We start from the raw sequence: 26,967 nt of genomic DNA, 5'->3' as shown, positions 1-26,967 counted from the left end.
CTCAGCGAAGCCTTGCATTGTATACCGAATTTCTACCCGATCTACGCAAAACCCGAAGATTTTTTGCTTCGCCTTTCTCAACCCACTCAGCCAGGCTCTTCAACCCCCAACCAAGGCTTGGCACAAACTTTCCAAAGAACCTCTGTGCAGCGAAGCCCTCGACTATAGCACAGGTTTTGAAGACAAAGCAAAAGACTTCAAACAATCGCTGCATTCACCGCCGATTCCAGAGCATCGACAAACAGGGCCGCCACGTCGCAGCCCGTCTGCTGCTGGATTTCCTGGAAGCAGGTGGGGCTGGTGACATTGATCTCGGTGACACAGTCACCGATCACATCCACCCCGGCCAGCAGCAGGCCCCGGCTTTGCAGGATAGGGCCCAGGGCATTGGCGATTTCCAGGTCGCGCTCGGACAATGGACGGGCCACGCCCTTGCCGCCCGCCGCGAGGTTGCCGCGCACTTCAGATCCTTGCGGAATGCGTGCCAGACAGTAAGGCACGGGCTTGCCGCCGATGATGAGCACGCGCTTGTCGCCCTCGGCGATCTCCGGCAGGAACTTCTGCACCATCAGGCTTTGGGCGCCGCCCCGGTTCAAGGTTTCGGTGATGCTGCCCAGGTTCATGCCGTCGGGGCCGACGCGGAAGATGCCCATGCCGCCCATGCCGTCGAGCGGCTTGAGGATGATGTCGCGGTGCTCGGCATGGAAGCGCTGGATGTCGCGCGCGTCGCGCGTGACCAGCGTGGGGCCAATGAACTGCGGAAACTCCATGATCGCGAGCTTTTCCGGATGGTCGCGCAAGGCCCGGGGCTTGTTGAACACCCGGGCACCGTCACGCTCCGCCTGCTCCAGCAGGTGCGTGGCATAGAAATACTCGCTGTCGAACGGCGGATCCTTGCGCATGAGCACAGCGTCGAAGTCCGCCAGCGCCACGGCGCGTTCCTGGCGCACGTTGAACCAGCCGTCGGTATGGCCCGTGAGCACGATATCGCGCACATGGGCCCGCACGGGGCCGCCGCGCTCCCACATCACGTCCTGGGGCTGGCAGGCGGCGATCGTGTGACCGCGCCGCTGTGCCTCGCGCATCATGGCGAAAGTGGTGTCCTTGTAGGTCTTGAAGGATTCCAGCGGGTCGGCGATGAACAGCAATTGCATGGTGTGTGCTCTATATAGAGAAGAATGCCCGGGGCCGAAGTGCCTCAGGGCCGCTGCGCGGCGGGACGCTTGGCGTACTGTTGCACAAACAGCGCCAGGCTGCCGGCCACCACGCCCCAGAAGGCCGAGCCCACGCCCGCGATCACCACGCCGCTGAGCGTGACGAGGAAGGTGATCAAGGCCGCCTCGCGGTGGCCTTCGTCGCGCAGCGCCACCGACAGGCCGTTGCCGATGGTGCCCAGCAGCGCCAGCCCGGCGATGGCGACGACCAATTCCTTGGGGAAGGCCGTGAGCAGGCCCGTGACCACGGCGCCGAAAACGCCGATGACCACATAGATCGCGCCGCAGGACACCGCCGCCGTGTAGCGGCGCTCGGGGTTCTCATGGGCTTCGGGCCCCATGCAGATGGCGGCGGTGATGGCGCTGAAGTTGAGCGCGAAGGCGCCGAAGGGCGCCAGCACCAGGGTGGCCAGGCCCGTGATGGTGATGAGCCCGGACACCGGCATCTGGTACCCCGTGGCCCGCATCACCGCCACGCCGGGCAGGTTCTGCGAGGCCATGGTGACCACGAACAGCGGCAGCGCCAGGCTCACCAGGGCGCTCCAGGTGAACTGCGGCATGGTGAACTGCGGCATCGCCAGCTCGAAGGCCACGGCCGACCAGGCCATCTGCCCGCGCAGGGCCACATACACAATGGCGGCGGCCAGCGTGCACACCACGGCGTAGCGCGGCAGGAAGCGGCGCGCCACCAGATAGCAGCCCAGCATCAGCAGCACCAGGGGCAGCGCGGTCTGGGCGGCGGCGAACGCCTGCAGGCCGAAGCGCGCCAGCACGCCCGCCAGCAGGGCCGAGGCGATTTCCATCGGAATGCGGCCCATGATGCGCTCGAACCAACCCGTGACGCCCGCCACGGTGATGAGCGCCGCGCAGACCATGAAGGCGCCCACGGCCTCGGCCATGCTGAAGCCCCCAGCCAAGCCCGCCGTGGCCAGCACCGCCGCGCCCGGCGTGGACCAGGCCACCATGACCGGCTTGCGCAACCACAGCGAGGGCAGCAACGAGCACAAGCCCATGCCCAAGCCCAGGGCCCACATCCAGGAGGTGATCTGCGCCGGCGTGGCCTGGAAGGCCTGCGCCGCCTGGAACACGATGGCCACCGAACTGGTGAAGCCCACCAGCACGGCCACGAAACCGGCCGTGAAGGCGGAAAGGCTCAGGTCTTTGAAAAACTGCATGGGCGGATTCTGGCATCTCGTCCGCACGCCTCGGCCGCGCACGCGACAGGCACGCCAAGACGCTACCAAATCAGTAGCTTACGGCGCTTTCCTGTATTGGCCCAAAGGCCAAAAACGCCTGAAATCCAGTGCCCTGCGCCGCTCAGATCTCGATCTTCGACCCCAACTCCACCACGGCATTGTTCGGCAGATGCAGAAAGTCCGCCGCCGCGCTGGCGTTGTGGTGCATCTGGGCGAACAGCTTCTCGCGCCACGGCGCCATGCCGCTGCCGATGCTGGGAATGACGGTATCGCGCGAGAGGAAGTAACTCGTGGTCATGGGCTCCATGTCGCAGCCCCGCCCGCGCAGCAGTTCCAGGGCGCGCGGCACATCGGGGTCGTTCTTGAACCCATAGTGGATCACCACCTGCCAGCAGTCGTGTCCCAGCGACTCGACCTGCAGGCGCCGCTCCAGGCCGATCCACGGCACCTCGTGGTTGCGCACGGTCACGAAAAGGTTCTGCTGGTGCAGCACCTTGTTGTGCTTGAGGTTGTGCAGCAGGGCATTGGGCACCGCGCCCGGCTCCGCCGTGAGAAACACGGCCGTGCCCTCGACGCGCGTGGGCGGGCTCACGAACACGGCCGTGAGGAAATCCTGCAAATCGATGGCGTCCGCGCGCAGTTTCTGGTTCAACAGTTCCCGGCCATGCTTCCAGGTCATCATCAGCGTGAAGACAGCGCCGCCGATCATCAGCGGGAACCAGCCGCCCTGGAACAGCTTGAGCAGATTCGAGCCGAAGAAGGCCAGATCCACCACGAAGAACCAGCCGGTGGCCGCCACGCACAACGCCAGCGGGTAGCGCCAGCTGTAGCGGATCACGAAGAAGGTGAGCGTGGTGGTGATGAGCATGTCCAGCGTCACCGCGATGCCATAGGCCGCCGCGAGGTTGCTGCTGGAGCGGAACATCACCACGGCCAGCACGATGGCGACGAACAGGCTCCAGTTCACGAACGGAATGTAGATCTGGCCCGTGTCGCGCACGCTGGTGTGCTCGATGTTCAGGCGCGGCAGGTAGCCGAGCTGGATCACCTGCTTGGTCACGCTGAAGGCGCCCGTGATCAGCGCCTGTGAGGCGATCACCGTGGCCATGGTGGCCAGCCCCACCAGCGGCAGCAGCGCCCAGTCGGGCGCCATCATGAAGAAGGGGTTCTTGACGGCCTCGGGTTCGGCCAGCAGCAGTGCGCCCTGGCCGAAATAGTTGAGCGTGAGCGCCGGCATGGCCACGCTGAACCAGGCCAGGCGGATGGGCTTCTTGCCGAAATGTCCCAGATCGGCATACAGCGCCTCGGCGCCGGTCACGCACAGGACGACGGCGCCCAGGATGACGAAGCTCGTGCCCGGGTGGTGCCACATGAAGCCCAGCGCATGGTGCGGACTCATCGCGCCCAGGATCTCGGGGTGGCCCACGATGTGGCTCACGCCCAGCACGGCGATGCCGAGGAACCAGACCAGGGTGATGGGCCCGAAAAAGCGCCCGATGCCGCCCGTGCCGCGCTTTTGCACCGCGAACAGGCAGAACAGCACGAACAGCGTGAGCGGAATCACGTAGCTCTTGAAATGGGGCGAGACCACCTCCAGGCCCTCGACCGCCGACAGCACCGAGATGGCCGGCGTGATGACACCATCGCCATAGAACAGCGACGTGCCGAAAATGCCCACGCCCAGCAGCAGCGTGCGCAGCCGGGGCTTGTCCTTCACCGCCTGCGAGGCCAGCGCCAGCATGGCGATGAGTCCACCCTCGCCATTGTTGTCGGCGCGCAAGACAAGCACCACGTACTTGAGCGAGACGATGACCGTCAGGGTCCAGAACAGGATGGAGAGGATGCCGTAGATATTGGCCTGGGTGAACGGCACATGGCCCGAGCCGAACACCTCCTTGACCGCATACAGCACGCTCGTGCCGATATCACCGTAGACAACACCGATGGCGCCCAGCGTGAGCGCCGCGAGCGAAGATTTGGAGGTTTGCACTGTTATCCCCTGCCGGACAGGCCTGCGCCCGCCCACGGGGTTCATGGTCTTGGGAGTGCGTATTCTGCGCCTGCCGCGCGGCGCCGGCCAAGCGGGCCGGCATCGGGTGTGCCCGGAAACCTACATTTTGTTGCATCGCAGCAACTCGGCCCCGCGCCCGGCCCGGACACGGCCTCAATCGTAGGTTTCGGCGTCGGGGTTGGTGGCTTCCAGCTCGTAGCTGGCGGCCAGCATGGCCAGGCGTGCGATCACGCCATACATATAGAAGCGGTTGGGCGCGCTGGCCCCGGGGCGGGCGCCCAGCTGCGGCAGGTGGTTGCTGTGGTCGAAGGCCAGCGGCACGAAGCCGGAGCCCGGCGCATTGAGGTTCTCGTCCACGCCCCGGTCGGCGTGGATGCGGTAGAAGCCGCCCACCACATAGCGGTCCATCATGTAGACGACGGGCTCGGCCACCGCGTCGTGCATGCGCTCCTGCGTGAGCACGCCCTCCTGGACGATGACATCGTGCACGGGCTGGCCGTCCTTGACGACGGCCATCTTGTTGCGCGTCTTGCGGCCCAGTTCCTGCAGCTCCTTGGCGTCGTGCACCGTCATGATGCCCATGCCATAGGTGCCGTTGTCCGCCTTGACGACCACGAAGGGTTTTTCGTGGATGCCGTATTCCTTGTACTTGCGGCGGATCTTGGCCAGCAAGGCGTCCACGCTGGTCTGCACGCATTCCAGCCCCACGTCCTGCGAGAAATCGACCTCCCCGCACTTGCCGAACAGGGGGTTGATGAGCCAGGGATCGATGCCCAGCAGCTTGCCAAAGCGCTTGGACACTTCCTCGTAGCTGCGGAAATGGTTGCTCTTGCGGCGCACCGTCCAGCCCGCGTGCAGCGGCGGCAGCAGGTACTGCTCGTGCAGGTCTTCCAGGATGCCAGGCGCGCCGGCCGACAGGTCGTTGTTGAGCAGGATGGTGCAGGGGTCGAAATTCTTCAGCCCGATGCGCCCGCGCGTGCGCACCACCGGCTCCAGGGTGATGGTCTCGCCCCCGGGCAGTTCAACCACGGTGTTCTTCTTCACCTCGGCGCTGATGGAGCCCACGCGCACGTTCAGCCCGGCCATGTTGAAGATGCGCTGCAGCTGCACCAGGTTGCTCAGGTAGTAGCTGTTGCGCGTGTGGTTCTCGGGAATGATGAGCAGGTTGCGCGCCTCGGGGCAGATCTTCTCGATCGCCGCCATGGCCGCCTGCACGGCCAGCGGCAGCATCTCGGGCGTGAGGTTGTTCCAGCCGCCGGGGAAAAGGTTGGTATCGACCGGCGCGAGCTTGAAGCCGGCGTTGCGGATATCCACCGAGGTGTAGAACGGCGGCGTGTGCTCCATCCACTCCAGCCGGAACCAGCGCTCGGTGGCCGGCATGGAGTCGATGATGCGCTGTTCAAGCTCGTTGATGGGGCCTGTCAGGGCCGTGATGAGGTGCGGAACCATGGCTGCCTTGGTGGACGGTTGCGGCCAATTGTAGGGAGTTGCGCGGGCCCCTCCCCCGACTTTTCAGCGCCGCCAGAAGGCCGGCGTCAGCAGCGCCATGAAACTGAGCATCTCCAGCCGCCCCAGCAGCATGGCCAGGGTGCAGACCCAGAGCTGGAAGTCGGTGAGCACCGCATAGTTGGACACCGGACCCACCTGGCCCAGCCCCGGCCCCATGCAGTTGACGCTGGCCAGCACGGCCGAGAACGCGGTCACGGGGTCGAGGTCGGTCAGCAACAGCACCATGCTCAGCCCGATGACCGTGCCGCCATAGACCAGCATGAAGGCCAGCACGGAGAAGATCACGCGGTTGTCCACCACGGCGTCGCCCAGGCGCACCGGCTGCACCGCGTGCGGGTGCACCAGGCGCGTCATTTCGCGCCGGGCCTGCTTCACCAGGATCAGCATGCGCACCATCTTGATGCCGCAGCCGGTCGATCCGGCGCTGGTGGCCACCCCGGAGAGCAGCAGCATGAACAGGGGCGCGAACACCGGCCAGCCCAGGTAGTCCACGGTGGCAAACCCCGTGGTCGTGGCCACCGAGACCACGTTGAACATGCCGTGGCGCAGCGCGTCGAGCGGCGCGTACACCCCCTTGAGCCAGAGCAGCAGCGAAACGAACAGGCCACCACCCACCAGCGCCCCGAGCGTGGCGCGCGACTCCGGATCGCGCCAGAACCCGCCCCATTGGCCCTTGCGCAGCGCCACGAAATACAGGGCGAAGTTGCAACTGGCCACCAGCATGAACAGCACGGCGATGGCCTCCAGCAGCGGCGACTGGAAATGCCCGAAGCTCGCGTCGTGCGACGACAACCCGCCCAGGCTGACGGTGGTGAACATGTGCATGACGGCGTCGAGCGGCTCCATGCCGCCAAGCCAGTAGGCCAGCGCGCAGCCCGCCGAGAGCAGCGCATAGACGCCCCACAGGCCCTTGGCCGTCTCGGTCATGCGCGGGGTGAGCTTGGCGTCCTTGACCGGCCCCGCCGCCTCGGCCTTGAAGAGCTGGCTGCCGCCCACGCCCAGCAGCGGCAGCACCGCCACGGCCAGGATCAGGATGCCCATGCCCCCCACCCACTGCAGGAAGGTGCGCCACACATTCACCGACACCGGCAGCGCATCCAGCCCGTGGATCACCGACGAGCCCGTGGTCGTGAGCCCCGACACCGCCTCGAAATAGGCGTGCGTGAAGGACAGGTGCTGCCCGGCCTGGCGCAGGGCCAGCAGCAGCGGCAGCGCGGCGAACAGCGGCAGCAGCACCCACACCAGCGTGACCAGCATCACGCCATGGCGCGGCTGCAGCTCGCGGTCGTGCCGGCGCAGGCTCCACCAGAGCAGCACGCCCACGCCCAGCGTGGCCCCCATGGACAGCGGGTAGACCCACCAGACCCCATCGCCCTGGAGCCACGACACCGCCAGCGGCAGCCCCATGGCGAGCGCAAACACCATCAGCAGGATGCCCAGCACGCGCAGAACAGGGAACATGTCCGTCATGGGGACTCTCGGGGCGCCATCAGAAGAAGGTGGCGCTGACGCGGAACAGCTTTTCCACGTCGCGCACCAGCCGCTTGTGCGGCAGGAAGAACACGACATGGTCGCCGCTCTCGATCACCGTGGAGCCACGCGGAATGATGACCTCGGGCTCGCGCGGCTCGGCGCCGGCCTCCTCGCCCTCGCAGGGGATGCCGCGCACGATCAGCCCCATGTGCACCTCGGCCGGCAGGTGCAGTTCGCCCACCTTGCGGCCGACCACGCGCGAACTCTTGCGGTCGCCCCGGGCCACGATCTCCAGCGCCTCGGCCACGCCCCGGCGCAGGCTGTGCACGGCCTGCACGTCGCCCCGGCGCACATAGGCCAGCAGCTCGCCCAGCATGGCCTGCGCGGGCGAGAGGGCGATATCGATCTGCGTGCCGTGCATCAGGTCGGCATAGCTGCGCCGGTTGATCAGCGCGAGCACGCGGCGCGCGCCCATGCGCTTGGCCAGCAGGCAGGACATGATGTTGTCCTCGTCATCGTCGGTGAGCGCGAGGAAAAGGTCCACCTCCTCGATGCTCTCCCCCGCCAGCAGGTCCTCGTCGGTGGTGTCGCCATGCAGCACCAGCACCTCGGGCGGCAGGATGGAGGCCAGCTCCACGCAGCGCTGGCCATCGTCCTCGATCACCTTGAGGTGAAAGCGCCCGCTGTCCTGGCCGAGCTGGCGCGCCAGCCGCAGGCCCACGCGGCCGCCGCCCGCGATCATGATGCGGCGCACGGGCCGCACCGGCTGCGCGCCGCGCCGGTGCAGGGCCGAAAGCACCTCCGAGATGTGCTCGCTGGCGGCCAGCACGAACACCTCGTCGCCCGGCTCCACCCGCGTCTGGCCATCGCAGGGCACGAAGCGGTCGGGCTCCTCCTGGAAGCGCCGGTAGATGGCCACCAGCCGCATCGCCACAGCGGGCAGCAGGTCGCGCAGCTCGCCGATGGAATGGTTCACCAGCAGGGCCCCGGCGCGCGCGCGCACCGCCACCAGGCAGGCGCGGCCGCCCGCGAAATGGCGCACCTGCATGGCCTCGGGGTGCTCGATGAGCTTGCCGATGTAGCGCGTGAGCGATTCCTCGGGGCAGATGATGCGGTCCACCGCGAAACCCTCCGGCCCCACGAGCAGTTCCTCGTCCTGGAAGCCCGAGGAACGCACGCGCGCGATGCGCGTCGGAATGTTGAACAGGCGCTGCGCCACCTTGCAGCACACCAGGTTGGTTTCGTCCTGCGCGGCGCAAGCGATGAGCAGGTCGGTGTCCTGCGCGCCGGCCTCGGCGAGCACGGCCGGCTCGATGCCGTTGCCGACGACGCCGCGCAGGTCGTAACGCGCCTCCAGATCGCGCAGGCGCGCGGCATCGGTGTCGATGACGGTGATGTCGTTGTGCTCCGACACCAGGCTGTCGGCCACGCTCTGGCCGACGCGGCCCGCTCCGAGAACAATGATTTTCATGCCAAATAGGCCTCCATCACAATGCTGGAGCGCGCTGGTAGCTATTCAATCAGGAGCAAATCACCCCCGAACCTCGCCCTCGCCCAGCACCACCCACTTGAGCGAGGTCAGGCCCTCGATGCCCACCGGACCGCGTGCGTGGAATTTGTCGGTGCTGATGCCGATCTCGGCGCCCAGGCCGTACTCGAAGCCGTCGGCGAAGCGCGTGCTGGCGTTGACCATCACGCTGCTCGAATCCACCTCGCGCAGGAAGCGCTGGGCGTGCACATGGTTCGTGGTGAGGATGGCCTCGGTGTGGTGGCTGGAATAGCGGTTGATGTGGGCGATGGCCTCGTCCAGCCCCGCCACCACCTTGACGCTGATGATGGGCGCGAGGTATTCCTCACTCCAATCCTGTTCCGTGGCGTCCTGCACTTTCGCGCCCGGCACTGCGGCCAGCAAGGACTTGCTTTCGGGGCACGCCCGCATTTCCACGCCCTTGGCCGCGAACACCGCGCCCATGCGCGGCAGGAAAGCGCCCGCCACGCCGCGCGCCACCAACAGACTTTCGGTGGCGTTGCAGGGGCTGTACTTCTGTGTCTTGGCGTTCTCGGTGACCTTGAGCGCCAGTTCCAGGTCGCAGGGGTCGTCCACGTAGGTGTGGCAGTTACCGTCCAGGTGCTTGATGACGGGCACCTTGGCCTCGCGGCTGATGCGCTCGATCAGGCCCTTGCCGCCGCGCGGGATGATCACGTCCACGTACTCGGGCATGGCGATCAGGTGGCCCACGGCGGCGCGGTCGGTGGTCTGCACCAGTTGCACGGCCTCGCGCGGCAGGCCGGCTTCCTCCAGCGCCTGCTGCACCAGCTGGGCGAGCGCCTTGTTGGAGTCGATGGCCTCGGAACCGCCGCGCAGGATACAGGCGTTACCGCTCTTGATGGACAGGCTGGCGGCCTCGATGGTCACGTTCGGGCGGCTCTCGAAGATCATGCCGAACACGCCGATGGGCACGCGCATGCGCCCCACGCGGATGCCGCTGGGCTGCTGCTGCAGGCCGATGATCTCGCCGATCACGTCGGGCATGGCGGCGAGCTGCTCGCAGCCCTGGGCGCAGGTCTCCAGCACCTGGGGGCTGAGCTTGAGCCGGTCCACCATGGGCTCGGCCAGCCCGGCGGCGCGGGCGCGCTCCAAGTCGCGCGCGTTGTCCACCTGCAGCGCCGCGGTCTGCTCGCGCAGCAGGCGCGCCAGCGCCCGCAGCGCTTTGTTTTTGATAGCTGCTGGCGCTTTGGCCATCAGGGCCGAGGCCGTTTTTGCCTGTAAACCGAGGGTGTGCGTGGTTTCAGCCACGTTGAGCGCGTTCATGGGGGGATTTTGCCGCAGTTGCACACAAGACGGCGGCCCAGGCTGTAATCCCGCCAGGAGACCCGACATGACAGAACACCCCGCCACCCAGCTCGCCGCCCTGCAGTCCGCCCTTGCGGCCCACGGCCGGGGCGAGCTGAGCGCCACCGCCCTGGGCGATGCGGCACGCGCCCAGCAAGCCCTGCTGGCCGCCCTGCCACCACGCTACGGCGAGGTGCTGCTGAACCTGATCGACCGGCTGGAATCCAGCGCGCTGTTCACCGAGGAAAGCTGCTCGTTCAGCCGCAAGGACCTGCTGGACAACCTGCAAACCTGGATGGACAAGGCGCGCGGCGTGCTGCCTGGCGCCTGATTGCTTCAAAAATAATAGCTGTCAGCGCTTATTCCACGGGTGTCAGCAGCACTTTTTGCTTGATTTCCCGCGACTTCAGCGCGCCGCCATGCCCAGCCGCGCGAGCTGGAGCGCCAGGCGCTGCAAGGCCTGCCAGGGCTGGGCCGGCCAGTCGGGGAGCTTGAGGCCCTTGACGATGCCGTCCACCTGGTGCGCCGCCTGCAGCAGGCGCGCGAGCTGCGCGTCGTTGGCGCGCGGCAGGATGCGCTCGTACAGCCGCTCCTTCACGCCCCAGACACGGTTTTCGCGCAGCGCCATGGGCAGGGGCTTGCCGGCGTTCATGGCGTCCTTCACGCGCTTCAAGGCGCGGATGTCCTCGGCCAGCGCCCAGTGCACCAGCACGGCGGCCTCGCCCTCGGCCTCCAGGCCGTCGAGCATGCGCTGCACGCGCAGCACCTGACCACCGAGCACGGCCTCGGAGAGTTTGAACACGTCGTAGCGCGCCACGTTGAGCACGGCCGCTTCGACCTGCGCCCACGACAGCTCGCCCGGCGGGTGCAGCAGGCCGAGCTTCTGGATTTCCTGGTGCGCGGCCAGCAGGTTGCCCTCCACCCGATCGGCGAAGAACTGCAGCGTGCGCTGCCCCTCCTCGCCCGCCGCCACGCGCTGGCCCTGCGCGGCCAGGCGCTGGGCGATCCACTGCGGGAGCTGGGCGCGCTCGACGGGGTCGATCTGCACTGACAGGCCCGCGCCGTCGAGCGCGGTGAACCAGCCGCCGGTCTTGGTGGCCTTGTCCAGGCGCGGCAGCTGCACCAGCGTGAGCGTGCTGTCGTTGCCGCGCGCGGCCTCCGCCAGCTGCTGCAGCGCCACGCTGCCGTCCTTGCCGGGCTTGCCCGAGGGGATGCGGATCTCGACGATCTGCCGGTCGGCAAACAGGCTCAAGCTGCCGCCCGCCGCCAGCACCGCGCTCCAGTCGAAATGCGCCCCCGCCACGGTGAAGCTGCTGCGCTCGGTGTAGCCCTGGGCGCGCGCCGCGGCGCGGATGGCGTCGGCCGCCTCCTGCTGCAGCAGAGGCTCGTCGCCGTGCAGCACGTACAGCGGCGCAAGGCCGCGCTGCAGCTGCGAAGAGAGTTGGGCCAGGGCGACTTGCATGCCCGGCAGTGTATCGCCGCGCCTGCTCTCGGCTGCGTATTGCGCATATCGCCATTTTTCATTAGCAATTTGATTTGCAAGCTGCATAAATTGCGCAGGCTTCTCACTTTTCTTTGGCTGCACCCCTGCGGAGAATTCTTCCCAGAACACAAGTCAAGGAGATGGTCATGGTGAATTACCTCGGCGTGAACAGCGTGCGCGAACTGGTGCGGCAGGTGGGGCTGGACCGCTTCCTGCGGCAACTGGTGGACGCCATGGACAGCGACTACCGCCGCTGGGAGCAGTTCGACAAGTCGGCGCGGCACGCCATCCATTCGCCCGTGGGCGTGATCGAACTCATGCCCACGAGCGACGGGCGGCTGTACTGCTTCAAATACGTGAACGGCCACCCCAAGAACACGGCCGAGGGGTTGCTCACCGTCACCGCCTTCGGCGTGCTGGCCGATGTGGACACAGGCTACCCGCTGCTGGTGTCCGAGCTGACGCTGACCACCGCGCTGCGCACCGCCGCCATGTCGGTGCTGGCCGCGCGCCACCTGGCGCGGCCCGACAGCCGCCGCATGGCGCTGATCGGCAACGGCGCGCAGAGCGAGTTCCAGGCGCTGGCCTTCTACCATCTGCAGGGCATCCGCGCGCTGCGCCTGTTCGACACCGACCCCGGCGCCTGCCTCAAGCTGGAGCGCAACCTGGCACGCTTGGCGCTGCCGGACCTGCACATCGAGCGCTGCACCAGCGTGCAGGAGGCCGTGCGCGGCTGCGACATCGTGACCACGGCCACGGCGGACAAGCGCAACGCCACCATCCTGCGGCCCGAGATGATCGAGCCCGGCATGCACCTCAACGCCGTGGGCGGCGACTGCCCGGGCAAGACCGAGCTGCATGCCGACATCCTGCGCCGCCCCGACGCGCGCGTGGTGGTGGAGTTCGAGCCGCAGTCGCGCATCGAGGGCGAGATCCAGCAAATGCCGGCCGACTTCGCCGTGACCGAGTTCCACCGCATCCTGGCCGGCCAGGCACCGGGCCGCCGCACGGCACAGGAGGTGACGGTGTTCGACTCCGTGGGCTTCGCGCTGGAGGATTTCTCCGCCCTGCGCACGCTGCACGCGCTGCTGCAACAATACCCGCACCTGGGTACGCCCATCGACCTGGTGCCGCAGATGAACGACCCCAAGGACCTGTTCGGCCTGCTGCACGCCCCCGCGCCCCAGGCCCGCACCGCCCTGCAACCGGAGCCGCAAGCCGCATGAACCCAAACCGCCCCGCCCCCGCCATCAGCCTGATCGGCGCCCCCACCGACATCGGCGCGGGCGCGCGCGGCGCCTCCATGGGCCCCGAGGCCCTGCGCGTGGCCGGGCTGCAGGCGGCGCTCGAAGGCCGGGGGCTGGAGGTGGCGGACCGGGGCAACCTCGCCGGCCCGGCCAATCCCTGGCTGCCGCCCATGGACGGCTACCGCCACCTGCCCCAGGTGGTGGAATGGAACCGCGCCGTGTTCGGCGCCGTGCGGGACGAGCTGCGCCAGCAACGCCTGCCCGTGCTGCTGGGCGGGGACCACAGCCTGGGCCTGGGCAGCATCAGCGCCGTGGCGCGCCATTGCGCGGACACCGGACGCAAGCTGCGCGTGCTGTGGCTGGACGCACATGCTGACTTCAACACCAGTGCGCTCACGCCCAGCGGCAACGTGCACGGCATGCCGGTGGCCTGCCTGTGCGGCTTCGGTCCCGAGGCGCTTACACGGCTCGCCGGCATGCCCGGCGGCGCCCCGGCGCTGCGGCCCGACCAGATCCGCCAGATCGGCATCCGCAGCGTGGACGCGGGCGAGAAGCGCTTCGTGCACGAGCAGGGGCTGGAGGTGTTCGACATGCGCTTCATCGACGAGGTGGGCATGCGCCAGACCATGCTGCAGGCACTCAGCGGCCTGGACGAGCACACCCACCTGCACGTGAGCTTCGACGTGGACTTCCTCGACCCCGACATCGCGCCCGGCGTGGGCACCACCGTGCCCGGCGGCCCAACCTACCGCGAGGCGCAGCTGTGCATGGAGATGATCGCCGACAGCGGCTGCCTGGCCTCGCTCGACATCGTCGAACTCAACCCCGCGCTCGATGTGCGCAACAAGACGGCGCTGCTGGCCGTCGATCTGGTGGAATCACTCTTTGGCAAGAGCACGCTGATGCGCCGATAACCCCGCTGGCGGCGGTTGTGGGCCGCTGTCCGCTCCTATACTGGCCGGATTGCACCTGCACGGGGAGGGAGAGGGTTTGCCGGAACCACGCGCCATCACGATGGCGGCCTTCTTGGCCTCCCTGACGCTGGCCGCCCTGGCTGGCTGGCTCGCGCAACGCTCGCGCCATGGCGATGCGCTGCGCTGGTGGGCCCTGGGCTCGGTGCTGGCTACGGGCGGAGCGCTGCTGAACGTCTCCCAGGGGCTCCTGCCCGCGACGGTCGCGCTGGCCATTGGCAACCCGCTCATGGCGTGGGGCGTGGGCCTGCTGATCGACGGCACCCACCGCCTGACCGGGCGCCCACCCCGGCCGCTGCTGTGGCTCGTTCCCATGCTGTGCCTGATGGCCGCCGCGCTCTGGTGGGGCGCATGGTGGCCCAGCCTGCCGCACCGCGCCGCGGTCTTTTCCCTGGTGACGGTGTGGCTCCTGGGCTGCCTGCTGGCGGCGCTCTGGCCGCTGCGCAAGGCGGGCGCCCGCATCGGACTGGCGTTCGTGGGCGCGTCGGCCTTGCTGCTGGGTGGCATGGTGCTGGCGCGAACGGCGCTGGCATGGCAGGGCGGACCGCCGTCCCTGAGCGGCGCGGACAAGCCTTTGAGCATGGCGGTCTATCTGGCGGGCGCCATGGCCCTGATCGCCATCCAGACGGGCATGCTGCTGATCCACCAGTTGTTGCTGATCGATACCCTGCGTTCCGAGGCGCAGCGCGATCCGCTGACCGGGCTGCTCAACCGGCACGCCCTGGCCTCGCGGCTGCCCCCCTCCCTGGCGGGCTGGGCGCTGGTGGCGGCGGACATCGACCATTTCAAGCACGTCAACGACACCCATGGCCATGCGGCCGGCGACCAGGTGCTGTCCTTCGTGGGCGAGGTGCTGCAACGCCATCTGCGCGCGGGCGACCTGGCGGTGCGCATGGGCGGCGAAGAGTTCGCCGTGCTGCTGCACGACATGCCGGCCGGCGCGGCCCAGGCCGTGGCCGAGCGCCTGCGCGCCGAACTGGAGCGCCTGGCGCCGCAGCGCTGCGGGCACCCCATCACCGCCAGCCTGGGGGTCGCACTGGCCACCGGAGCGGCGGATTTCGCCATGCTCTGGTCCCAGGCCGACGCCGCGCTGTACCAGGCCAAGCAGAACGGCCGCAACCGCGTGGAGCTGGCCGCGGCATTGCGAGGCACGCCATGAGCAGCGCGCTGTGGACATACTTCGACCCCAGGGGCCTGGGCCTGACCCTGTCGCTTTCGGCCGGGCTGCTGGCGCTGGTGCTGTCGATCACCCACCATGCCCTGGGCGGCCGGCTGCCCGGCATGCGGCACGCGGCCCTGGGGGTGCTGCTGGCCTCCAGCGGGTTCGCACTGAACATGCTGCAGGCCTGGCTGCCACCCACGGTGGGCATGGTCACGGCCGTGCTGATGATCATGGCCGGCCTGGCGCTGCTCCTCGGTGGCACCACGCGGCTGCGGGCGCGCCAGCCACCTTGGCGCGCGCTGGCGGCCTGCGGCCTGGCCGGGGTGGGCATCACGCTGTGGTTCGGCGTGGTGGCGCCCGATGCGCGCTGGCGCATCGGCCTGCTGTCGCCGCTGATGGCCGCCATCGCCCTGAAGCTGGCGCACACCGCGTGGAGCGAGACCCGAGCGCCCTACCGCGTGGGCATGCGGCTGCTGACCCTGTTCGGCGTGGTGTTCGCCTGCCTGATGGTGGCGCGCGGCGTGCTCGCGGCCCTGGGCCAGGTGGAAAGCTCGGTGAGCTTCACGCCGGTGAACGCGGGCTCGGTGCTCGCCGGAGGCATGGCGCTGATCGGCTGCGTGGTCGGCCTCATGCTGGTGCTCTCGGGCGACCTCATGGCCCTGGTGGACCACCAGCGCGAGCACGATCCGCTCAGCGGTCTGCTCAACCGCCTGGGGCTGCGGCAATGGATCGAACGGCAGGCACCGGACCTGCCCATGGCCCTGGGCATGGTGGACCTGGACCATTTCAAGCGGATCAACGACCACCACGGCCACGCCCTGGGGGACCAGGTGATACGGCACCTGGCCACGCTGCTGCAGGAGGCCGAGTCGCCCATGTGCCGCACCGCACGGCTGGGGGGCGAGGAGTTCGTCATCGTCGCCCTGGGGCCGGAGCAGGCCGCGCCCCTGCACCAGGCGCTGGAGCGGCTGTGCGCGCGGTTCCGGCAGGGCGGCCCCCTGCCCGGCGCCACCTTGAGCGCGGGTCTGGCGCAGGGCAGCGTGGCCACGTTCGAGCACACGCTGCGCCAGGCCGACGACGCCCTCTACCGCGCCAAGCAGGCGGGGCGTGATCGCGTGGAGCCGGCCGCCGCGCTCAGCGCGGCTTGACGGCCGCGAGGCGGCGCATGAGCTGCTGCACGATGTCGGTCTGCATGTTGCGCATCAGCAGGTTTTCCTCGGCCTCCTTGGCCAGGGCGATGGTTTCGCTGTAGCTGATATCGCGCATCTGCAGCAGCTCGGTGTCGGGAATCAGCTCGTCGCCCTGGGGCGTGCGCAGCTTGAAGCGCACGCGCAGCCGCAGCTGCAGTTCGCGCACCTGGCCCGAGGCATTGAGCCCCACCACCGCGCGCTCGTGCTGCTCGGACAGCAGCTCGAACACCGCGTCCGCCGTGGGCAGTGCCTGCGCGTCACGCAGCACGCGCAGCGCGCCGCCCGCCCCCTCCAGCGTGCGCTGCAGTTCCCGCGCCAGCGGAGAACCGGGCGGCGCGGCGATGTAGAGTGCCTTGAACGCGAACTCGGGCACGCCCCGCAGGCGAAAGCCGCAGCCTGCCAGCAGGGCGGCGGGCGCGAAGGTCAACAGGGCGCGCCGGTCCATGTCAGACGACGACGTTGACCAGCCGGCCGGGCACCACGACCACGCGCTTCGGATGGGCGCCGCCCGAGTGCGCCGTGAAGGCCTCGCTGGCCAGGGCGATGCGCTCGATCTCGGCCTTCTCGGCCGTTGCGGGCACCTGGATGGAGCCGCGCAGCTTGCCGTTGACCTGCAGCATGAGTTCGATCTCGTCCTGCACCAGGGCGTCCGGGTCGACCTGGGGCCAGGGTGCGTCGAGCAGGTCGCCCAGGTGGGCGGCGTAGCCCAGCTCGCTCCAGAGCGCGTGCGTGATGTGCGGCGTGGCCGGGTACAGGCAGCGCAGCAGGATGCCGAAGCCTTCGATCAGCGCCACCTGGGCGCCGGCGGACTCCAGCGCCTTGAAGTCTTCGAGCGCGTTGATCATCTTCATGGCGCCCGACACCACGGTGTTGTACTGCATGCGCTGGTAGTCGTAGTCCACCTGCTTGAGCACGGTGTGGATCTCCAGGCGCAAGGCCTTGGCCTCCTTGCCGAATTCCACATCATTCAGGCTTGCAGCACCCGCCACGCTTGCGTTGGCAGCTACGCTATCCATAGCAGACAGCTTGACACCGAAGTTCCACACGCGGCGCAGGAAGCGGTAGCTGCCCTCCACGGCCGCGTCGTTCCACTCCAGCGTGGCCTCGGGCGGCGCGGTGAACATGGTGTACAGGCGCGCGGTGTCGGCGCCGTATTTCTCGATCAGGTCCTGCGGATCGACGCCGTTGTTCTTGGACTTGGACATGGTGCCCACGCCCTCGTAGTCGATGACCGTGCCCACGGGCAGGTCGCCCACGGCGTTCTTCAGCCGGGCGCCGATGACCTTGCCACCCTCGTCGAGCACATGCTCGATGTCGTGCGGCCAGAAGTATTCCTTGCCACCCTTCTCGCCCTTGCGCGAGTAGATGTGGTTGAGCACCATGCCCTGCGTGAGCAGCTTGGTGAAGGGCTCATCGACCTTGACCAGCCCCAGGTCGCGCATGACCTTGGTCCAGAAACGGGCGTACAGCAGGTGCAGGATGGCGTGCTCGATGCCGCCGATGTACTGGTCCATGGGCATCCAGTAGTCGGCGCCGCCGGCCACCATGGCCTCGCTGTTCTTCGGGTCGCAGTAGCGCATGAAGTACCACGAGCTGTCCACGAAGGTGTCCATGGTGTCGGTCTCGCGGCGCGCCGCCTTGCCGCAGCAAGGGCAGACCACGCCGGCGTGGAAGGCCTCGCTCTTCACCAGCGGGTTGCCCGAGCCGTCGGGCACCAGATCCTGCGGCAGCACCACGGGCAGGTCCTTCTCGGGCACGGGCTGCGGGCCGCAGTCCGGGCAGTGGATGATCGGGATCGGCGTGCCCCAGTAGCGCTGGCGCGAGATGCCCCAGTCGCGCAGGCGCCAGGTGGTCTTTTTCTCGCCCAGGCCCTTTTCGCCCAGCGCATGCGCCACGGCGGTGACGGCGTCGCGGTAGGACAGGCCGCTGAAGCTGTCGGAGTTGACCGTCACGCCGCGCTGCTTGTCGGCGTACCAGTCCTGCCACTGGTGGTAGTTGAAGGTTTCGCCATCGACCAGCACCACCTGCTTGATCTCGATGCCGTACTTGAGCGCGAAGGCGAAGTCGCGCTCATCGTGCGCAGGCACGCCCATCACGGCGCCGTCGCCGTAGGACATGAGCACATAGTTGCCCACCCACACCTCGACGGGCAGGCCGGTGAGCGGGTGCGTGACCGTCAGGCCCGTGCGCACGCCCTTCTTTTCCTGCGTGGCCAGTTCGGCCTCGGTGGTGCCGCCGGTCTTGCATTCCTCGATGAAGGCGGCGAGCTGCGCGTTGCCGCGCGCAGCGTGCGTGGCCAGCGGATGTTCGGGCGCCACGGCGCAGAAGGTCACGCCCATGATGGTGTCGGCGCGCGTGGTGAACACATACATGCGGCCGTCCTGGATCAGCGAGCCGTCCTCGCCCCGGATGTCATGCGTGAAGGCGAAGCGCACGCCCTCGCTCTTGCCGATCCAGTTTTCCTGCATCAGCCGCACCTTGTCGGGCCAGCCGGTCAGCGTGGCCTTGTCGTTGCCGATCTGCACATGGTCGAGCAGCTCCTGGGCGTAGTCGGAGATCTTGAGGTAGTAGCCGGGGATCTCGCGCTTCTCCACCACGGCGCCGGTGCGCCAACCCTTGCCATCGATCACCTGCTCGTTCGCCAGCACGGTCTGGTCCACCGGGTCCCAGTTCACGACCTGGGTCTTGCGGTAGGCGGTGCCCTTCTCCAGCATCTTGAGGAACAGCCACTGGTTCCAGTGGTAATAGTCGGGGTCGCAGGTGGCGACCTCGCGGCTCCAGTCGATGGCCAGCCCCATCGCCTGCATCTGCTTCTTCATGTAGGCGATGTTCTCGTAGGTCCACTGGGCGGGCGGCACGCCGTTCTTCAGCGCGGCGTTTTCGGCGGGCAGGCCGAAGGCGTCCCAGCCCATGGGCATGAGCACGTTGTAGCCGCTCATGCGCAGCTGGCGCGTGAGCATGTCGTTGATGGTGTAGTTGCGCACATGGCCCATGTGCAGCTTGCCGCTGGGGTAGGGCAGCATGGAGCAGGCGTAGAACTTCTTCTTGCCAGCGTCCTCGGTCACGCGGTAGGCGTCGTTGGCCGTCCAGTGGGCCTGCGCGGCGCGCTCGACCTCGGTGTGTTGGTATTTGTCTTGCATGGATGCCCGAAAAAAGGTGAAAGCAGCCGCAAACCGCTGCGCTGCCCGGATTTTAGGCGCTCAGCGCGCCGCTGCCGGCTCGGCCACGAAGCCGATGCGCTGGAGTCCGGCGGCATGCGCCGCGCCCATGATCTCGACCACGCGGCCATAGGGCACGGCGGCATCGGCGCGCAACTGGATCTCGGTGTCCGGACGGCGGGCGGCGGTTTCCTGCAGCTGCTGCGCCAGCGCGGCGAATGTGAGGGGCTGATCGTCCAGGAACACCTGGCCGGCCTTGTCCACGACCAGCGTGAGCGACTGCGGAGGCGCGCCGGGCGCGGCGCCATCGGCGCGCGGCAGGTCAAGCCGGATGGAACTGGCCAAGAGGGGCGCGGTAAGGATGAAGATGACCACCAGCACCAGCATCACGTCGACCAGCGGCGTCATGTTGATGTCGCTGATGGGCTGGGGACCGCTGGTGCGTTCGAGTCGTCCGAAAGCCATGGCCACCCCTGCAAATCAGATGGCGGCAGCCTGGTCGAGCAGCAGCTCGCGCAGGTCGAGCGCGAAGCCTTCCAGCTCGGCCTCGATGCGGCCGACGATGCGGCCGAACCAGTTGTAGGCCAGCACGGCCGGAATGGCCACGGCCAGGCCGGCGGCGGTCATGACGAGCGCCTCGCCCACGGGCCCCGCCACGCGGTCGATGCTGATCTGGCCCGCGCCAGCGATGGCCGAAAGCGCATGGTAGATGCCCCACACCGTGCCCAGCAGGCCGACGAAGGGCGCGGTGGAGCCCACGGTGGCCAGCAGCACCTGGCCGAACTGCAGCTTGCCGAGCACAGTATGCAGGGCATCGCGCAGCACCCGCGTGAGCTGCTGGCCCATGCTGCCCGATTGCGCCAGCGAGCCCGTGGCGGGCGCATGCGCCACCGCGTCGGCCGCCACCACCAGGGGCAGGACCAGGGCCTCGCGGTCGAAGGCCGCCAGCGCCTGGCGCGCCGCCGGGAAACCCTGCGCCTGCCAGAAGGCCGCCAAGCAGCGCGCCATGTCGGAGCTGCCCCGGCGCAGCACCCAGGCCTTCCAAACGATCACCACCCAGCTCGCCACCGACATGGCCAGCAGCAGCAGCGCGGTGGACTGTGTGACGGCATCACCCTGGCGCCACCAGTGCAGCGGATCCATGGCGCGCGGGTCAGTTCAGGCCGAGCACGTCGAACATGTCGAACATGCCGGTGGCGTGGCCGCGCAGAAAGCGCACCGCGCGCAGGCTGCCCTGGGCGTAGGTGGCGCGGCTGGACGACTTGTGCGTGACCTCGATGCGCTCGCCCGTGCCGGCGAACAGCACGGTGTGGTCGCCCACGATGTCGCCGCCGCGGATGGTGGCGAAGCCGATGGAGGACGGGTCGCGCTCGCCGGTGACGCCCTCGCGGGCGTAGACGGCGCAATCCTTGAGGTCACGGCCCAGCGCGCCGGCGATGACCTCGCCCATCTTGAGCGCGGTGCCCGAGGGGGCATCGACCTTGTGGCGGTGGTGCGCCTCGATGATCTCGATGTCGTAGCCGGTGGACAGCGCCTTGGCGGCCATCTCCAGCAGCTTGAGCGTGACGTTCACGCCCACGCTCATGTTGGGCGCCATGACGATGGCCGTGCGCTGCGCGTGTGCGGCGATCTCGGCCTTCTGCGCCTCGGTGAAGCCCGTGGTGCCGATGACGGCCTTGACGCCCAGTTCGGCGCACACGGCCAGATGGGCCAGCGTGCCCTCGGGGCGCGTGAAGTCGATCAGCACGTCGGCGTTCTTCAGGCCGGTGCGCAGATCGGCCGTGATCGGCACGCCGCTGGCCACGCCCAGGAAGGCGGTGGCATCGGAGCCGATGGCGGGACTGGCGGCGATGTCGAGCGCGCCGGTGAGCACGCAGTCATCGCTGGCGCGCAGCGCCTCGATCAGCATGCGGCCCATGCGGCCGGAGGCGCCCGCCACGGCCACGCGGCAGGGGGAAGAAGAGGAGGCGGGTGCGGTGGTCCCTGTCATGTCGTTCCTTGTGTGCATGCGGCCCGCCAACGCGGCCCAGGCCGCACGGTTTCAGCGGCTGGAGGATTCGAGCGGCGGATAGCGGTGGGCGGGCGCGGGTGCGACTGGCGCCGTGGCCGCCTCGTCCGCCTTGGCGGGCGCGCGCCCCGGGTATTTGGCGAGCTGCTCGGGCGTGGCTTCCAGCACGGGCACAGCGCGCTTGCCCTTGCGCGAGTCGAGTGAGGCGACGAATTCACTTTCCGAGGGCATTTCGTCGCCCTCGAAGCGCTCCAGCACATCACCCTTGAAGAACACCGTGAGCTTGCGCGTCTGCACCTCGACGCCAGGACGCTTGAGCGTGAAGACGTATTCCCAGCGGTCGGCATGGAACAGGCTGGTCACCAGGGGGGTGCCCAGGATGTCACGCACCTGCTGGCGGCCCATGCCGGCCTGCAGCGCCTCGACCTGCTCGCGCGAGACGAAATTTCCTTGCACCACGTCCACCTTGTAGGGCGTGACGACGCTGGCCAGGCGGGAACTGGCGCTGTCGAAGCTGCCGCAGGCGGCCAGGCCGGCACCGATCAACAGTGCAAAGCCCAGACGGGCGCTGCGATGGGCGAAAACGGGCATGGGAAAAAGCTTGAGGATATGATTCGGGCCATTGTAGCGGCAGGCCTTCCCGGGCTTGGCCGCCCCGAGAGAGCCCGCCCCCTGGGCGAACGGCGCACCAGAGAGCTTGCCATGACGAACATCGATGAACTCAAGAGCACCGGTCTCAAGGCCACGCTGCCCCGCCTGAAGATTCTCGAAATCTTCCAGAAGGGCACGCAGCGGCACATGACGGCCGAGGACGTGTTCCGCGTCCTGCTGGAAGAGCATTCCGACATCGGCCTGGCCACGGTCTACCGGGTGCTGACCCAGTTCGAGCAGGCCGGCATCCTGAGCCGCAGCAACTTCGAGGGCGGGAAGGCCATTTACGAGCTGGACGAAGGCAAGCACCACGACCATTTCGTCTGCACTGTCTGCGGCAAGGTCGAGGAGTTCTACGACCCCGAGATCGAAAAGCGCCAGCAGCTCGTGGCGAAGACCAAGGGCTGGGTGGTGCAGGACCACTCGATGGCGCTCTACGGGCATTGCGCCCAGTGCGCCCGCCCCAAGAAGTAGGCCCTAGGAGCCCTGCTCCATGGCGCGGCGGTGGCGGTCGACGAATTCCTGGTAGGTGTCGATGCCGCGCAACTGCAGGATGGTGTTGCGCACGGCCGCCTCGACCAGCACGGCGATGTTGCGTCCGGCCACCACCTGGATCACCACCTTGAGCACGGGCACGCCCAGCACGTCCTGCGTCAGCGGTTCGTAGGGCAGGCGCTCGTATTCACGCTCCAGGGTTTCCTTGCGCACCAGGTGCACGATGAGGCGCAGGCGCATCTTGCGCCGCACCGCCGTTTCGCCAAAGATGGCGCGGATATCGAGCAAGCCGATGCCGCGCACCTCCAGCAGGTTCTGCAGCAGATCGGGGCACTTGCCCTCGATGGTGGTCTGGTTGATCCGGAAAAGGTCCACCGCGTCATCGGCGACCAAGCCCTGCCCGCGCGAGATCAGTTCCAGCCCCAGCTCGCTCTTGCCCAGGCCCGATTCGCCGGTGATCAGCACGCCCAGCCCCAGGATGTCCATGAAGACACCATGCATCGTCATGCGATCGGCGAAGTGCTTGGACAGGTAGGCGCGCAGCACATCGATCACGAAGGCCGAGGATTCGCGCGTGGCGAACATCGGAATCTGGGCGCGTTCGCACATGGACAGCAGCGCATCGGGCGCGACCTGGTCGTCGGCCAGGATCAGCACCGGCGGCTCCAGCGTCACGATGCGCGAGATGCGGCGCTTGCAGTCCTCGGGCGTGGCATTGGTCAAATAGGCGATCTCGCGTTCGCCCAGGATCTGCGCCCGGTAGGGGTGGATGTAGTTGAGATAGCCCACGAGGTCGGCGCCAGAGCGCGCCGACCGCACGGCGACCTCGTCGAAGCGGCGCTCGGACGCCCCCAGGCCCGCCACCCACTCCCATTTCAGGTGCGAGCGGAATTCCTCGAACAGGACATCGGCGCTGACGACATTGGGCTTCACGGCGCGGCGGCGTGCGGCGTCAGGCGGCCTGGGTGGACTGCCAGCCGGCGATCATGGCGTGCAGTTCGGCGGCGCTGGTGCTGGCCTTGATCTTCTCGCGCAGGATGCCATCGCTCAGCAGCTCGGCGATCTCGGACAGGATCTCCAGGTGCTTTTGCGTGGCCGCCTCGGGCACCAGCAGGAAGATCAGCAGCCCCACGGGCTGCTCGTCGGGCGCGTCGAAGCCGATCGGGTGCGCCAGCTGGAACACAGCCGCCATCGGCGACTTGAGCCCCTTGATGCGTCCGTGCGGAATGGCCACGCCATGGCCCAGTCCGGTGGAGCCCAGGCGCTCACGGGCGAACAGACTGTCGGTGATGAGCGCGCGGGACAGGCCGTGCAGGCTCTCGAACAGCAGGCCGGCCTCTTCGAAAGCACGTTTCTTGCTGGTGGCGTCGACGCTCACGAGCACTTGGGCTGCGGGCAGGATGGAAGAAAGGCGGTTCATGGCGGTTCAGTGGGCAATTATGCACGGCTTGGCACAAACCCTAACAAAATGTACACAAGGCACAAAAAACCGCCCCGGTGGGCGGCTCTGGGGCCGGGCACCCAGGCCCGGCAGGGAAGGAACCGTGGTCACGCCACCAGACGACGGCGCACGTCGGAGTGGTGGTTCTGGACACGGTCCTTGTGGCGCACCACCTGGCGGTCCATCTTGTCGACCAGTTCATCGACGGCGGCGTACAGGTCCGCATGGGAGCTTTCGGCGAACAGGTCACTTCCCTTGACGTGGATATTGCATTCCGCGCGTTGTCTCTTCTCCTTTTCCTTCTGCTTTTCAACCGTCAGCAGCACCTTGACGTCGACCACCTGGTCAAAATGCCGGGTGATCCGGTCCAGCTTGGACGTGACGTAATTGCGCAAGGCGGGGGTAACTTCGAGGTGGTGACCGCTGATCGTCAGGTTCATAAAAAGTCTCCTGTAACTCGATGGAAGAAACGCCGCACTTCGAGAGAGCGGCCCGGCAACCGGGGGGTTGTGTCCGTTGCCGTGGTTTCACTATGCGCCCGCACCGCGGCAAAAGCAATCGCATTCCGCCCCCTGCGGCGGGTTATGCCGCCCCGGGTGCCAAGCCCGGAAAAAGGGCGCACAATGGACGGGTTGCATGCCTTGCCATGCCCCTGCTCCCCCGGCCAGACCTCCCGCAGCGGCGCGTAAAATCAGCCTGCAGCGGGGGTGGTTTCTCCTCCCTGCATCTCCAGCCCGCTCCGCCGCGGCCGTGCGCGCCGCCCGTCCATTGACCGACCCACCATGACCCAGCCCAGCTCCCCCGCCCTGCACACCTCTGCCCTCACCTCGCTGCCGCTGCTGGCGCGCGGCAAAGTGCGTGACAACTACGCCGTGGGCGATGACCGCATCCTGATGGTGGCCAGCGACCGCCTCTCGGCCTTCGACGTGATCATGGGTGAACCCATCCCCGGCAAGGGCGAGCTGCTGACAAAAATGGCGCTGTTCTGGTTCGACAAGCTGGGCCATATTTGCCCCAACCACCTCACGGGCGAGCCGCCCGAGAGCGTGGTGAGCCCCGAGGAGGCGGCGCAGGTGCGCGGCCGCTCCATGCTGGTGCAGCGCCTCCAGCCCATCCCGGTGGAAGCCGTGGTGCGCGGCTACCTGGCCGGCAGCGGCTGGAAGGAATACCAGGAGAGCCAGTCGGTCTGCGGCGTACCCCTGCCCGCCGGCCTGACGAACGCCGCCAAGCTGCCCGCGCCCATTTACACCCCGGCCGCCAAGGCCGCCGTGGGCGAGCATGACGAGAACATCACCTTCGAGCGCACGGTGGAAATGATCGGCCTCGACCTGGCCACGCGTATCCGTGACCTCAGCATCGCCATCTACCAGGCGGCCGCCGAGATCGCGCTCACCAAGGGCATGATCATCGCCGACACCAAGTTCGAGTTCGGCCTGGCGCCCGACGGCACCCTGGTGCTGATGGACGAGGTGCTCACGCCCGACAGCTCGCGCTACTGGCCCGTGGAGGGCTATGCCGACGCGCTGGCCCGGGGAGAGAACCCACCGAGCTACGACAAGCAGTTCGTGCGCGACTGGCTGGAGCAGGCCAAGGTGGGCGGCAAGCCCTGGGACAAGACGGCGCCCGCACCGCGCCTGCCGCAGGACGTGATCGAGAAGACCGCCGCCAAGTACCGCGAGGCGCTGGAGCGCCTGACGGGCTGAACGCCCACCCTCCCAACAAAAAAGGCCCCGAGGGGCCTTTTTTGTTGGGCGAAGCCGCCCTCAGCTCAGCACCACCGAACTGAGACGCCGGCGGTAGGTGGCCACCAGCGGGTCCTCGGGCGGAATCTGGCCGTCGGCCACCTTCACCTTGGGCGGCTCGATGACTTCCAGAATGGCCACGAAGGTCTTGCGCGCGGCCTCGTCGTTCCAGGCCTTGTCGCGCATGAGGATCTCCAGCAGCTCGTCCATGGCCTCCTGCCAGCGCTGCTGCGCCATGAGCCAGCGGGCGCGGCCGAAGCGGGCTTCGAAATCGCGCTTGTTGGCGGCAATTTTTGCATCAAATGCGGCTCCAGCGCCCTCTGCATGAGCGCCACTAGCTACGAAATCAAGAGCATCTATCCAGGCCTTGAGCGCGCCCAGCTTGCGCGAACCGGCGGCCTTGGCGATCACCGGGGCGAAAGCGATCTTGGCGTCGTCCTCGCGGCCCAGTTGCAGCAGCAGCTTGACGTAGTCGAAGCGCGCGTCGTCGTTGGCCGGGTCGGTGGCGACGGCGTGCTGGAGCTTTTCCAGCGCGGTGTCGGTATCGCCCTCGGCCAGGGCATCCTGCGCCAGTTCTTCCTCGGCCTCGGCCTGAGCCTCCTCGGCGCTGGGCACATGCTTGTCGAGAAACTGGCGCACCTGGCCCTCGGGCAGGGCGCCGGTGAAGCCGTCCACGGGCTGGCCGTTCATCAGCAGCACGCAGGTGGGGATGCTGCGGATGCCGAACATGGCGGCGAGCTGCTGCTCCTGGTCGGAGTCGATCTTGGCCAGCTTGAAGCGGCCGGCGTATTCGGTTTCGAGCTTTTCCAGCACCGGTCCGAGCGACTTGCACGGGCCGCACCAGGGCGCCCAGAAGTCCACCAGCACGGGCACGTCCATCGAGGCGGCGATGACCTCGGCTTCAAAGTTTTCTATGGTGATGTCGATCATGTGGTTAGTGTAGTGTTTCACTCACATGGGCACTTTCAGAGCCCCGAAAAGCTGCACGGCTAGGCGCAGCGCGCAGGCAATGGTGGTGCCCTTGCCAAGCGTTGCAACGACGCTGGGCAGCTTTTCGGGGCTCCCTTCGGGCCAGTGGCCAAGGGGCCATCTGCGTTGTTGCAGTGGCTTGACGTAACCCGTTATGCCTGCGCCCCTGCGCCTAGCAGCTGACCCCTTGGCCACTGGCTGAAAGTACCCATGT

25 protein-coding genes are annotated in these 26,967 nt (G+C 67.8%); 7 read left to right on the top strand and 18 right to left on the bottom strand.

Translation table 11 applies throughout. From position 1 onward, the window contains the following. Nucleotides 1-197 precede the first annotated feature (197 nt). The 7 genes from gshB to D8S75_RS02560 form a co-directional block, all read right to left on the bottom strand. A complete protein-coding gene (gene gshB, locus D8S75_RS02590) occupies nt 198-1,154 on the bottom strand; it encodes a glutathione synthase (RefSeq protein WP_119964351.1) in 957 nt (318 codons plus the stop codon). A 44-nt stretch (nt 1,155-1,198) separates the two neighbouring features. After that, on the bottom strand, nt 1,199-2,389 hold the full coding sequence (locus D8S75_RS02585) for a benzoate/H(+) symporter BenE family transporter (protein ID WP_119964350.1): 1,191 nt from the start codon (nt 2,387-2,389) through the stop codon (nt 1,199-1,201). A gap of 142 nt (nt 2,390-2,531) precedes the next feature. Then, nucleotides 2,532-4,400 carry a potassium transporter Kup gene (locus tag D8S75_RS02580; protein ID WP_119964349.1) on the bottom strand — a complete coding sequence of 623 codons (1,869 nt, stop codon included), beginning with the start codon at nt 4,398-4,400 and terminating at the stop codon, nt 2,532-2,534. A 174-nt stretch (nt 4,401-4,574) separates the two neighbouring features. Continuing rightward, entirely contained in the window at nt 4,575-5,870 is a 1,296-nt protein-coding gene (gene gshA, locus D8S75_RS02575; RefSeq protein WP_119964348.1) for a glutamate--cysteine ligase, read from the bottom strand. A 63-nt stretch (nt 5,871-5,933) separates the two neighbouring features. Further along, nucleotides 5,934-7,400 (bottom strand): TrkH family potassium uptake protein, encoded by a 1,467-nt coding sequence (locus D8S75_RS02570; protein ID WP_119964347.1) that lies wholly within the window; start codon nt 7,398-7,400, stop codon nt 5,934-5,936. A gap of 19 nt (nt 7,401-7,419) precedes the next feature. Next, a complete protein-coding gene (trkA, locus tag D8S75_RS02565; RefSeq protein WP_119964346.1) occupies nt 7,420-8,874 on the bottom strand; it encodes a Trk system potassium transporter TrkA in 1,455 nt (484 codons plus the stop codon). A 60-nt stretch (nt 8,875-8,934) separates the two neighbouring features. Further along, nucleotides 8,935-10,215, bottom strand: coding sequence for a glutamate-5-semialdehyde dehydrogenase (locus tag D8S75_RS02560; protein ID WP_119964345.1), 1,281 nt, complete (start codon nt 10,213-10,215; stop codon nt 8,935-8,937). A gap of 67 nt (nt 10,216-10,282) precedes the next feature. On the opposite strand from D8S75_RS02560, the gene D8S75_RS02555 reads away from it, so the two are divergent. Then, a complete protein-coding gene (locus D8S75_RS02555) occupies nt 10,283-10,567 on the top strand; it encodes a hypothetical protein (protein WP_119964344.1) in 285 nt (94 codons plus the stop codon). 75 nt (nt 10,568-10,642) lie between these two features. Here D8S75_RS02555 and holA read toward each other — a convergent pair whose 3' ends face one another. Then, nucleotides 10,643-11,698, bottom strand: a complete 1,056-nt coding sequence (gene holA / locus D8S75_RS02550) for a DNA polymerase III subunit delta (RefSeq protein ID WP_119964343.1) — start codon at nt 11,696-11,698, stop codon at nt 10,643-10,645. Between the two features lie 167 nt (nt 11,699-11,865). On the opposite strand from holA, the gene ocd reads away from it, so the two are divergent. From ocd to D8S75_RS02530, 4 genes are all read left to right on the top strand, one after another. Further along, a complete protein-coding gene (ocd, locus tag D8S75_RS02545; protein WP_119964342.1) occupies nt 11,866-12,945 on the top strand; it encodes an ornithine cyclodeaminase in 1,080 nt (359 codons plus the stop codon). Then, entirely contained in the window at nt 12,942-13,880 is a 939-nt protein-coding gene (rocF, locus tag D8S75_RS02540) for an arginase (RefSeq protein ID WP_119964341.1), read from the top strand. The genes ocd and rocF overlap by 4 nt, the downstream gene beginning before the upstream one ends. A gap of 100 nt (nt 13,881-13,980) precedes the next feature. Continuing rightward, complete coding sequence (locus tag D8S75_RS02535; RefSeq protein WP_119964340.1) at nt 13,981-15,096, top strand: GGDEF domain-containing protein; 1,116 nt, start codon at nt 13,981-13,983, stop codon at nt 15,094-15,096. Beyond that, complete coding sequence (locus D8S75_RS02530) at nt 15,093-16,247, top strand: GGDEF domain-containing protein (protein WP_119964339.1); 1,155 nt, start codon at nt 15,093-15,095, stop codon at nt 16,245-16,247. Before D8S75_RS02535 ends, D8S75_RS02530 begins: the two co-directional genes overlap by 4 nt. Here the strand turns inward: D8S75_RS02530 and D8S75_RS02525 are convergent. Genes D8S75_RS02525 through D8S75_RS02500 form a run of 6 tightly spaced genes read right to left on the bottom strand, consistent with a single transcriptional unit; the run spans nt 16,234 to nt 22,046 of the window. Continuing rightward, entirely contained in the window at nt 16,234-16,734 is a 501-nt protein-coding gene (locus D8S75_RS02525; protein WP_119964338.1) for an LPS-assembly lipoprotein LptE, read from the bottom strand. The genes D8S75_RS02530 and D8S75_RS02525 overlap by 14 nt on opposite strands. Before the next feature lies 1 nt (nt 16,735). Then, nucleotides 16,736-19,429, bottom strand: a complete 2,694-nt coding sequence (gene leuS, locus D8S75_RS02520) for a leucine--tRNA ligase (protein ID WP_119964337.1) — start codon at nt 19,427-19,429, stop codon at nt 16,736-16,738. 60 nt (nt 19,430-19,489) lie between these two features. After that, nucleotides 19,490-19,912 carry an ExbD/TolR family protein gene (locus D8S75_RS02515; RefSeq protein WP_119964336.1) on the bottom strand — a complete coding sequence of 141 codons (423 nt, stop codon included), beginning with the start codon at nt 19,910-19,912 and terminating at the stop codon, nt 19,490-19,492. 15 nt (nt 19,913-19,927) lie between these two features. Beyond that, nucleotides 19,928-20,590, bottom strand: a complete 663-nt coding sequence (locus D8S75_RS02510; protein WP_119964335.1) for a MotA/TolQ/ExbB proton channel family protein — start codon at nt 20,588-20,590, stop codon at nt 19,928-19,930. A 10-nt stretch (nt 20,591-20,600) separates the two neighbouring features. Next, entirely contained in the window at nt 20,601-21,437 is an 837-nt protein-coding gene (dapB, locus tag D8S75_RS02505) for a 4-hydroxy-tetrahydrodipicolinate reductase (protein ID WP_119964334.1), read from the bottom strand. Nucleotides 21,438-21,488: 51 nt separating this feature from the next. After that, nucleotides 21,489-22,046 (bottom strand): outer membrane protein assembly factor BamE, encoded by a 558-nt coding sequence (locus D8S75_RS02500; RefSeq protein ID WP_119964333.1) that lies wholly within the window; start codon nt 22,044-22,046, stop codon nt 21,489-21,491. Nucleotides 22,047-22,157: 111 nt separating this feature from the next. On the opposite strand from D8S75_RS02500, the gene fur reads away from it, so the two are divergent. Continuing rightward, on the top strand, nt 22,158-22,580 hold the full coding sequence (fur, locus tag D8S75_RS02495) for a ferric iron uptake transcriptional regulator (protein WP_119964332.1): 423 nt from the start codon (nt 22,158-22,160) through the stop codon (nt 22,578-22,580). A 3-nt stretch (nt 22,581-22,583) separates the two neighbouring features. Here the strand turns inward: fur and hprK are convergent, their stop codons facing one another. From hprK to hpf, 3 genes are all read right to left on the bottom strand, one after another. After that, nucleotides 22,584-23,534 (bottom strand): HPr(Ser) kinase/phosphatase, encoded by a 951-nt coding sequence (gene hprK, locus D8S75_RS02490; protein ID WP_119964331.1) that lies wholly within the window; start codon nt 23,532-23,534, stop codon nt 22,584-22,586. A 19-nt stretch (nt 23,535-23,553) separates the two neighbouring features. Further along, nucleotides 23,554-24,021 (bottom strand): PTS sugar transporter subunit IIA, encoded by a 468-nt coding sequence (locus D8S75_RS02485; protein WP_119964330.1) that lies wholly within the window; start codon nt 24,019-24,021, stop codon nt 23,554-23,556. Between the two features lie 128 nt (nt 24,022-24,149). Next, nucleotides 24,150-24,482, bottom strand: a complete 333-nt coding sequence (gene hpf / locus D8S75_RS02480) for a ribosome hibernation-promoting factor, HPF/YfiA family (RefSeq protein WP_119964329.1) — start codon at nt 24,480-24,482, stop codon at nt 24,150-24,152. 342 nt (nt 24,483-24,824) lie between these two features. Between hpf and D8S75_RS02475 the strand changes: the two genes are divergently transcribed. Beyond that, on the top strand, nt 24,825-25,745 hold the full coding sequence (locus D8S75_RS02475) for a phosphoribosylaminoimidazolesuccinocarboxamide synthase (protein WP_119964328.1): 921 nt from the start codon (nt 24,825-24,827) through the stop codon (nt 25,743-25,745). A gap of 60 nt (nt 25,746-25,805) precedes the next feature. Here the strand turns inward: D8S75_RS02475 and trxA are convergent, their stop codons facing one another. Then, nucleotides 25,806-26,714, bottom strand: a complete 909-nt coding sequence (gene trxA / locus D8S75_RS02470) for a thioredoxin (RefSeq protein WP_119964327.1) — start codon at nt 26,712-26,714, stop codon at nt 25,806-25,808. Nucleotides 26,715-26,967 lie beyond the last annotated feature (253 nt).

It is taken from the genome of Simplicispira lacusdiani, assembly GCF_003604195.1.
In the GTDB taxonomy this organism is placed as follows: domain Bacteria; phylum Pseudomonadota; class Gammaproteobacteria; order Burkholderiales; family Burkholderiaceae_C; genus Simplicispira; species Simplicispira lacusdiani.
The sequence above is the reverse complement of the archived record's forward strand: the minus strand, read 5'-3'. Positions and strand labels throughout refer to the sequence as shown.

Bases quoted from the DNA above. Each gene is read 5' to 3' on its own strand.
- D8S75_RS02570 (WP_119964347.1), bottom strand. From the start codon at position 7,400: ATGACGGACATGTTCCCTGTTCTGCGCGTGCTGGGCATCCTGCTGATG.
- D8S75_RS02560 (WP_119964345.1), bottom strand. From the start codon at position 10,215: ATGAACGCGCTCAACGTGGCTGAAACCACGCACACCCTCGGTTTACAG.
- gshB (WP_119964351.1), bottom strand. From the start codon at position 1,154: ATGCAATTGCTGTTCATCGCCGACCCGCTGGAATCCTTCAAGACCTAC.
- D8S75_RS02530 (WP_119964339.1), top strand. From the start codon at position 15,093: ATGAGCAGCGCGCTGTGGACATACTTCGACCCCAGGGGCCTGGGCCTG.
- D8S75_RS02485 (WP_119964330.1), bottom strand. From the start codon at position 24,021: ATGAACCGCCTTTCTTCCATCCTGCCCGCAGCCCAAGTGCTCGTGAGC.
- D8S75_RS02555 (WP_119964344.1), top strand. From the start codon at position 10,283: ATGACAGAACACCCCGCCACCCAGCTCGCCGCCCTGCAGTCCGCCCTT.
- D8S75_RS02535 (WP_119964340.1), top strand. From the start codon at position 13,981: ATGGCGGCCTTCTTGGCCTCCCTGACGCTGGCCGCCCTGGCTGGCTGG.
- dapB (WP_119964334.1), bottom strand. From the start codon at position 21,437: ATGACAGGGACCACCGCACCCGCCTCCTCTTCTTCCCCCTGCCGCGTG.
- rocF (WP_119964341.1), top strand. From the start codon at position 12,942: ATGAACCCAAACCGCCCCGCCCCCGCCATCAGCCTGATCGGCGCCCCC.
- ocd (WP_119964342.1), top strand. From the start codon at position 11,866: ATGGTGAATTACCTCGGCGTGAACAGCGTGCGCGAACTGGTGCGGCAG.
- D8S75_RS02525 (WP_119964338.1), bottom strand. From the start codon at position 16,734: ATGGACCGGCGCGCCCTGTTGACCTTCGCGCCCGCCGCCCTGCTGGCA.
- leuS (WP_119964337.1), bottom strand. From the start codon at position 19,429: ATGCAAGACAAATACCAACACACCGAGGTCGAGCGCGCCGCGCAGGCC.
- D8S75_RS02475 (WP_119964328.1), top strand. From the start codon at position 24,825: ATGACCCAGCCCAGCTCCCCCGCCCTGCACACCTCTGCCCTCACCTCG.
- fur (WP_119964332.1), top strand. From the start codon at position 22,158: ATGACGAACATCGATGAACTCAAGAGCACCGGTCTCAAGGCCACGCTG.
- D8S75_RS02585 (WP_119964350.1), bottom strand. From the start codon at position 2,389: ATGCAGTTTTTCAAAGACCTGAGCCTTTCCGCCTTCACGGCCGGTTTC.
- trxA (WP_119964327.1), bottom strand. From the start codon at position 26,714: ATGATCGACATCACCATAGAAAACTTTGAAGCCGAGGTCATCGCCGCC.
- D8S75_RS02500 (WP_119964333.1), bottom strand. From the start codon at position 22,046: ATGCCCGTTTTCGCCCATCGCAGCGCCCGTCTGGGCTTTGCACTGTTG.
- trkA (WP_119964346.1), bottom strand. From the start codon at position 8,874: ATGAAAATCATTGTTCTCGGAGCGGGCCGCGTCGGCCAGAGCGTGGCC.
- hpf (WP_119964329.1), bottom strand. From the start codon at position 24,482: ATGAACCTGACGATCAGCGGTCACCACCTCGAAGTTACCCCCGCCTTG.
- D8S75_RS02510 (WP_119964335.1), bottom strand. From the start codon at position 20,590: ATGGATCCGCTGCACTGGTGGCGCCAGGGTGATGCCGTCACACAGTCC.
- holA (WP_119964343.1), bottom strand. From the start codon at position 11,698: ATGCAAGTCGCCCTGGCCCAACTCTCTTCGCAGCTGCAGCGCGGCCTT.
- gshA (WP_119964348.1), bottom strand. From the start codon at position 5,870: ATGGTTCCGCACCTCATCACGGCCCTGACAGGCCCCATCAACGAGCTT.
- D8S75_RS02515 (WP_119964336.1), bottom strand. From the start codon at position 19,912: ATGGCTTTCGGACGACTCGAACGCACCAGCGGTCCCCAGCCCATCAGC.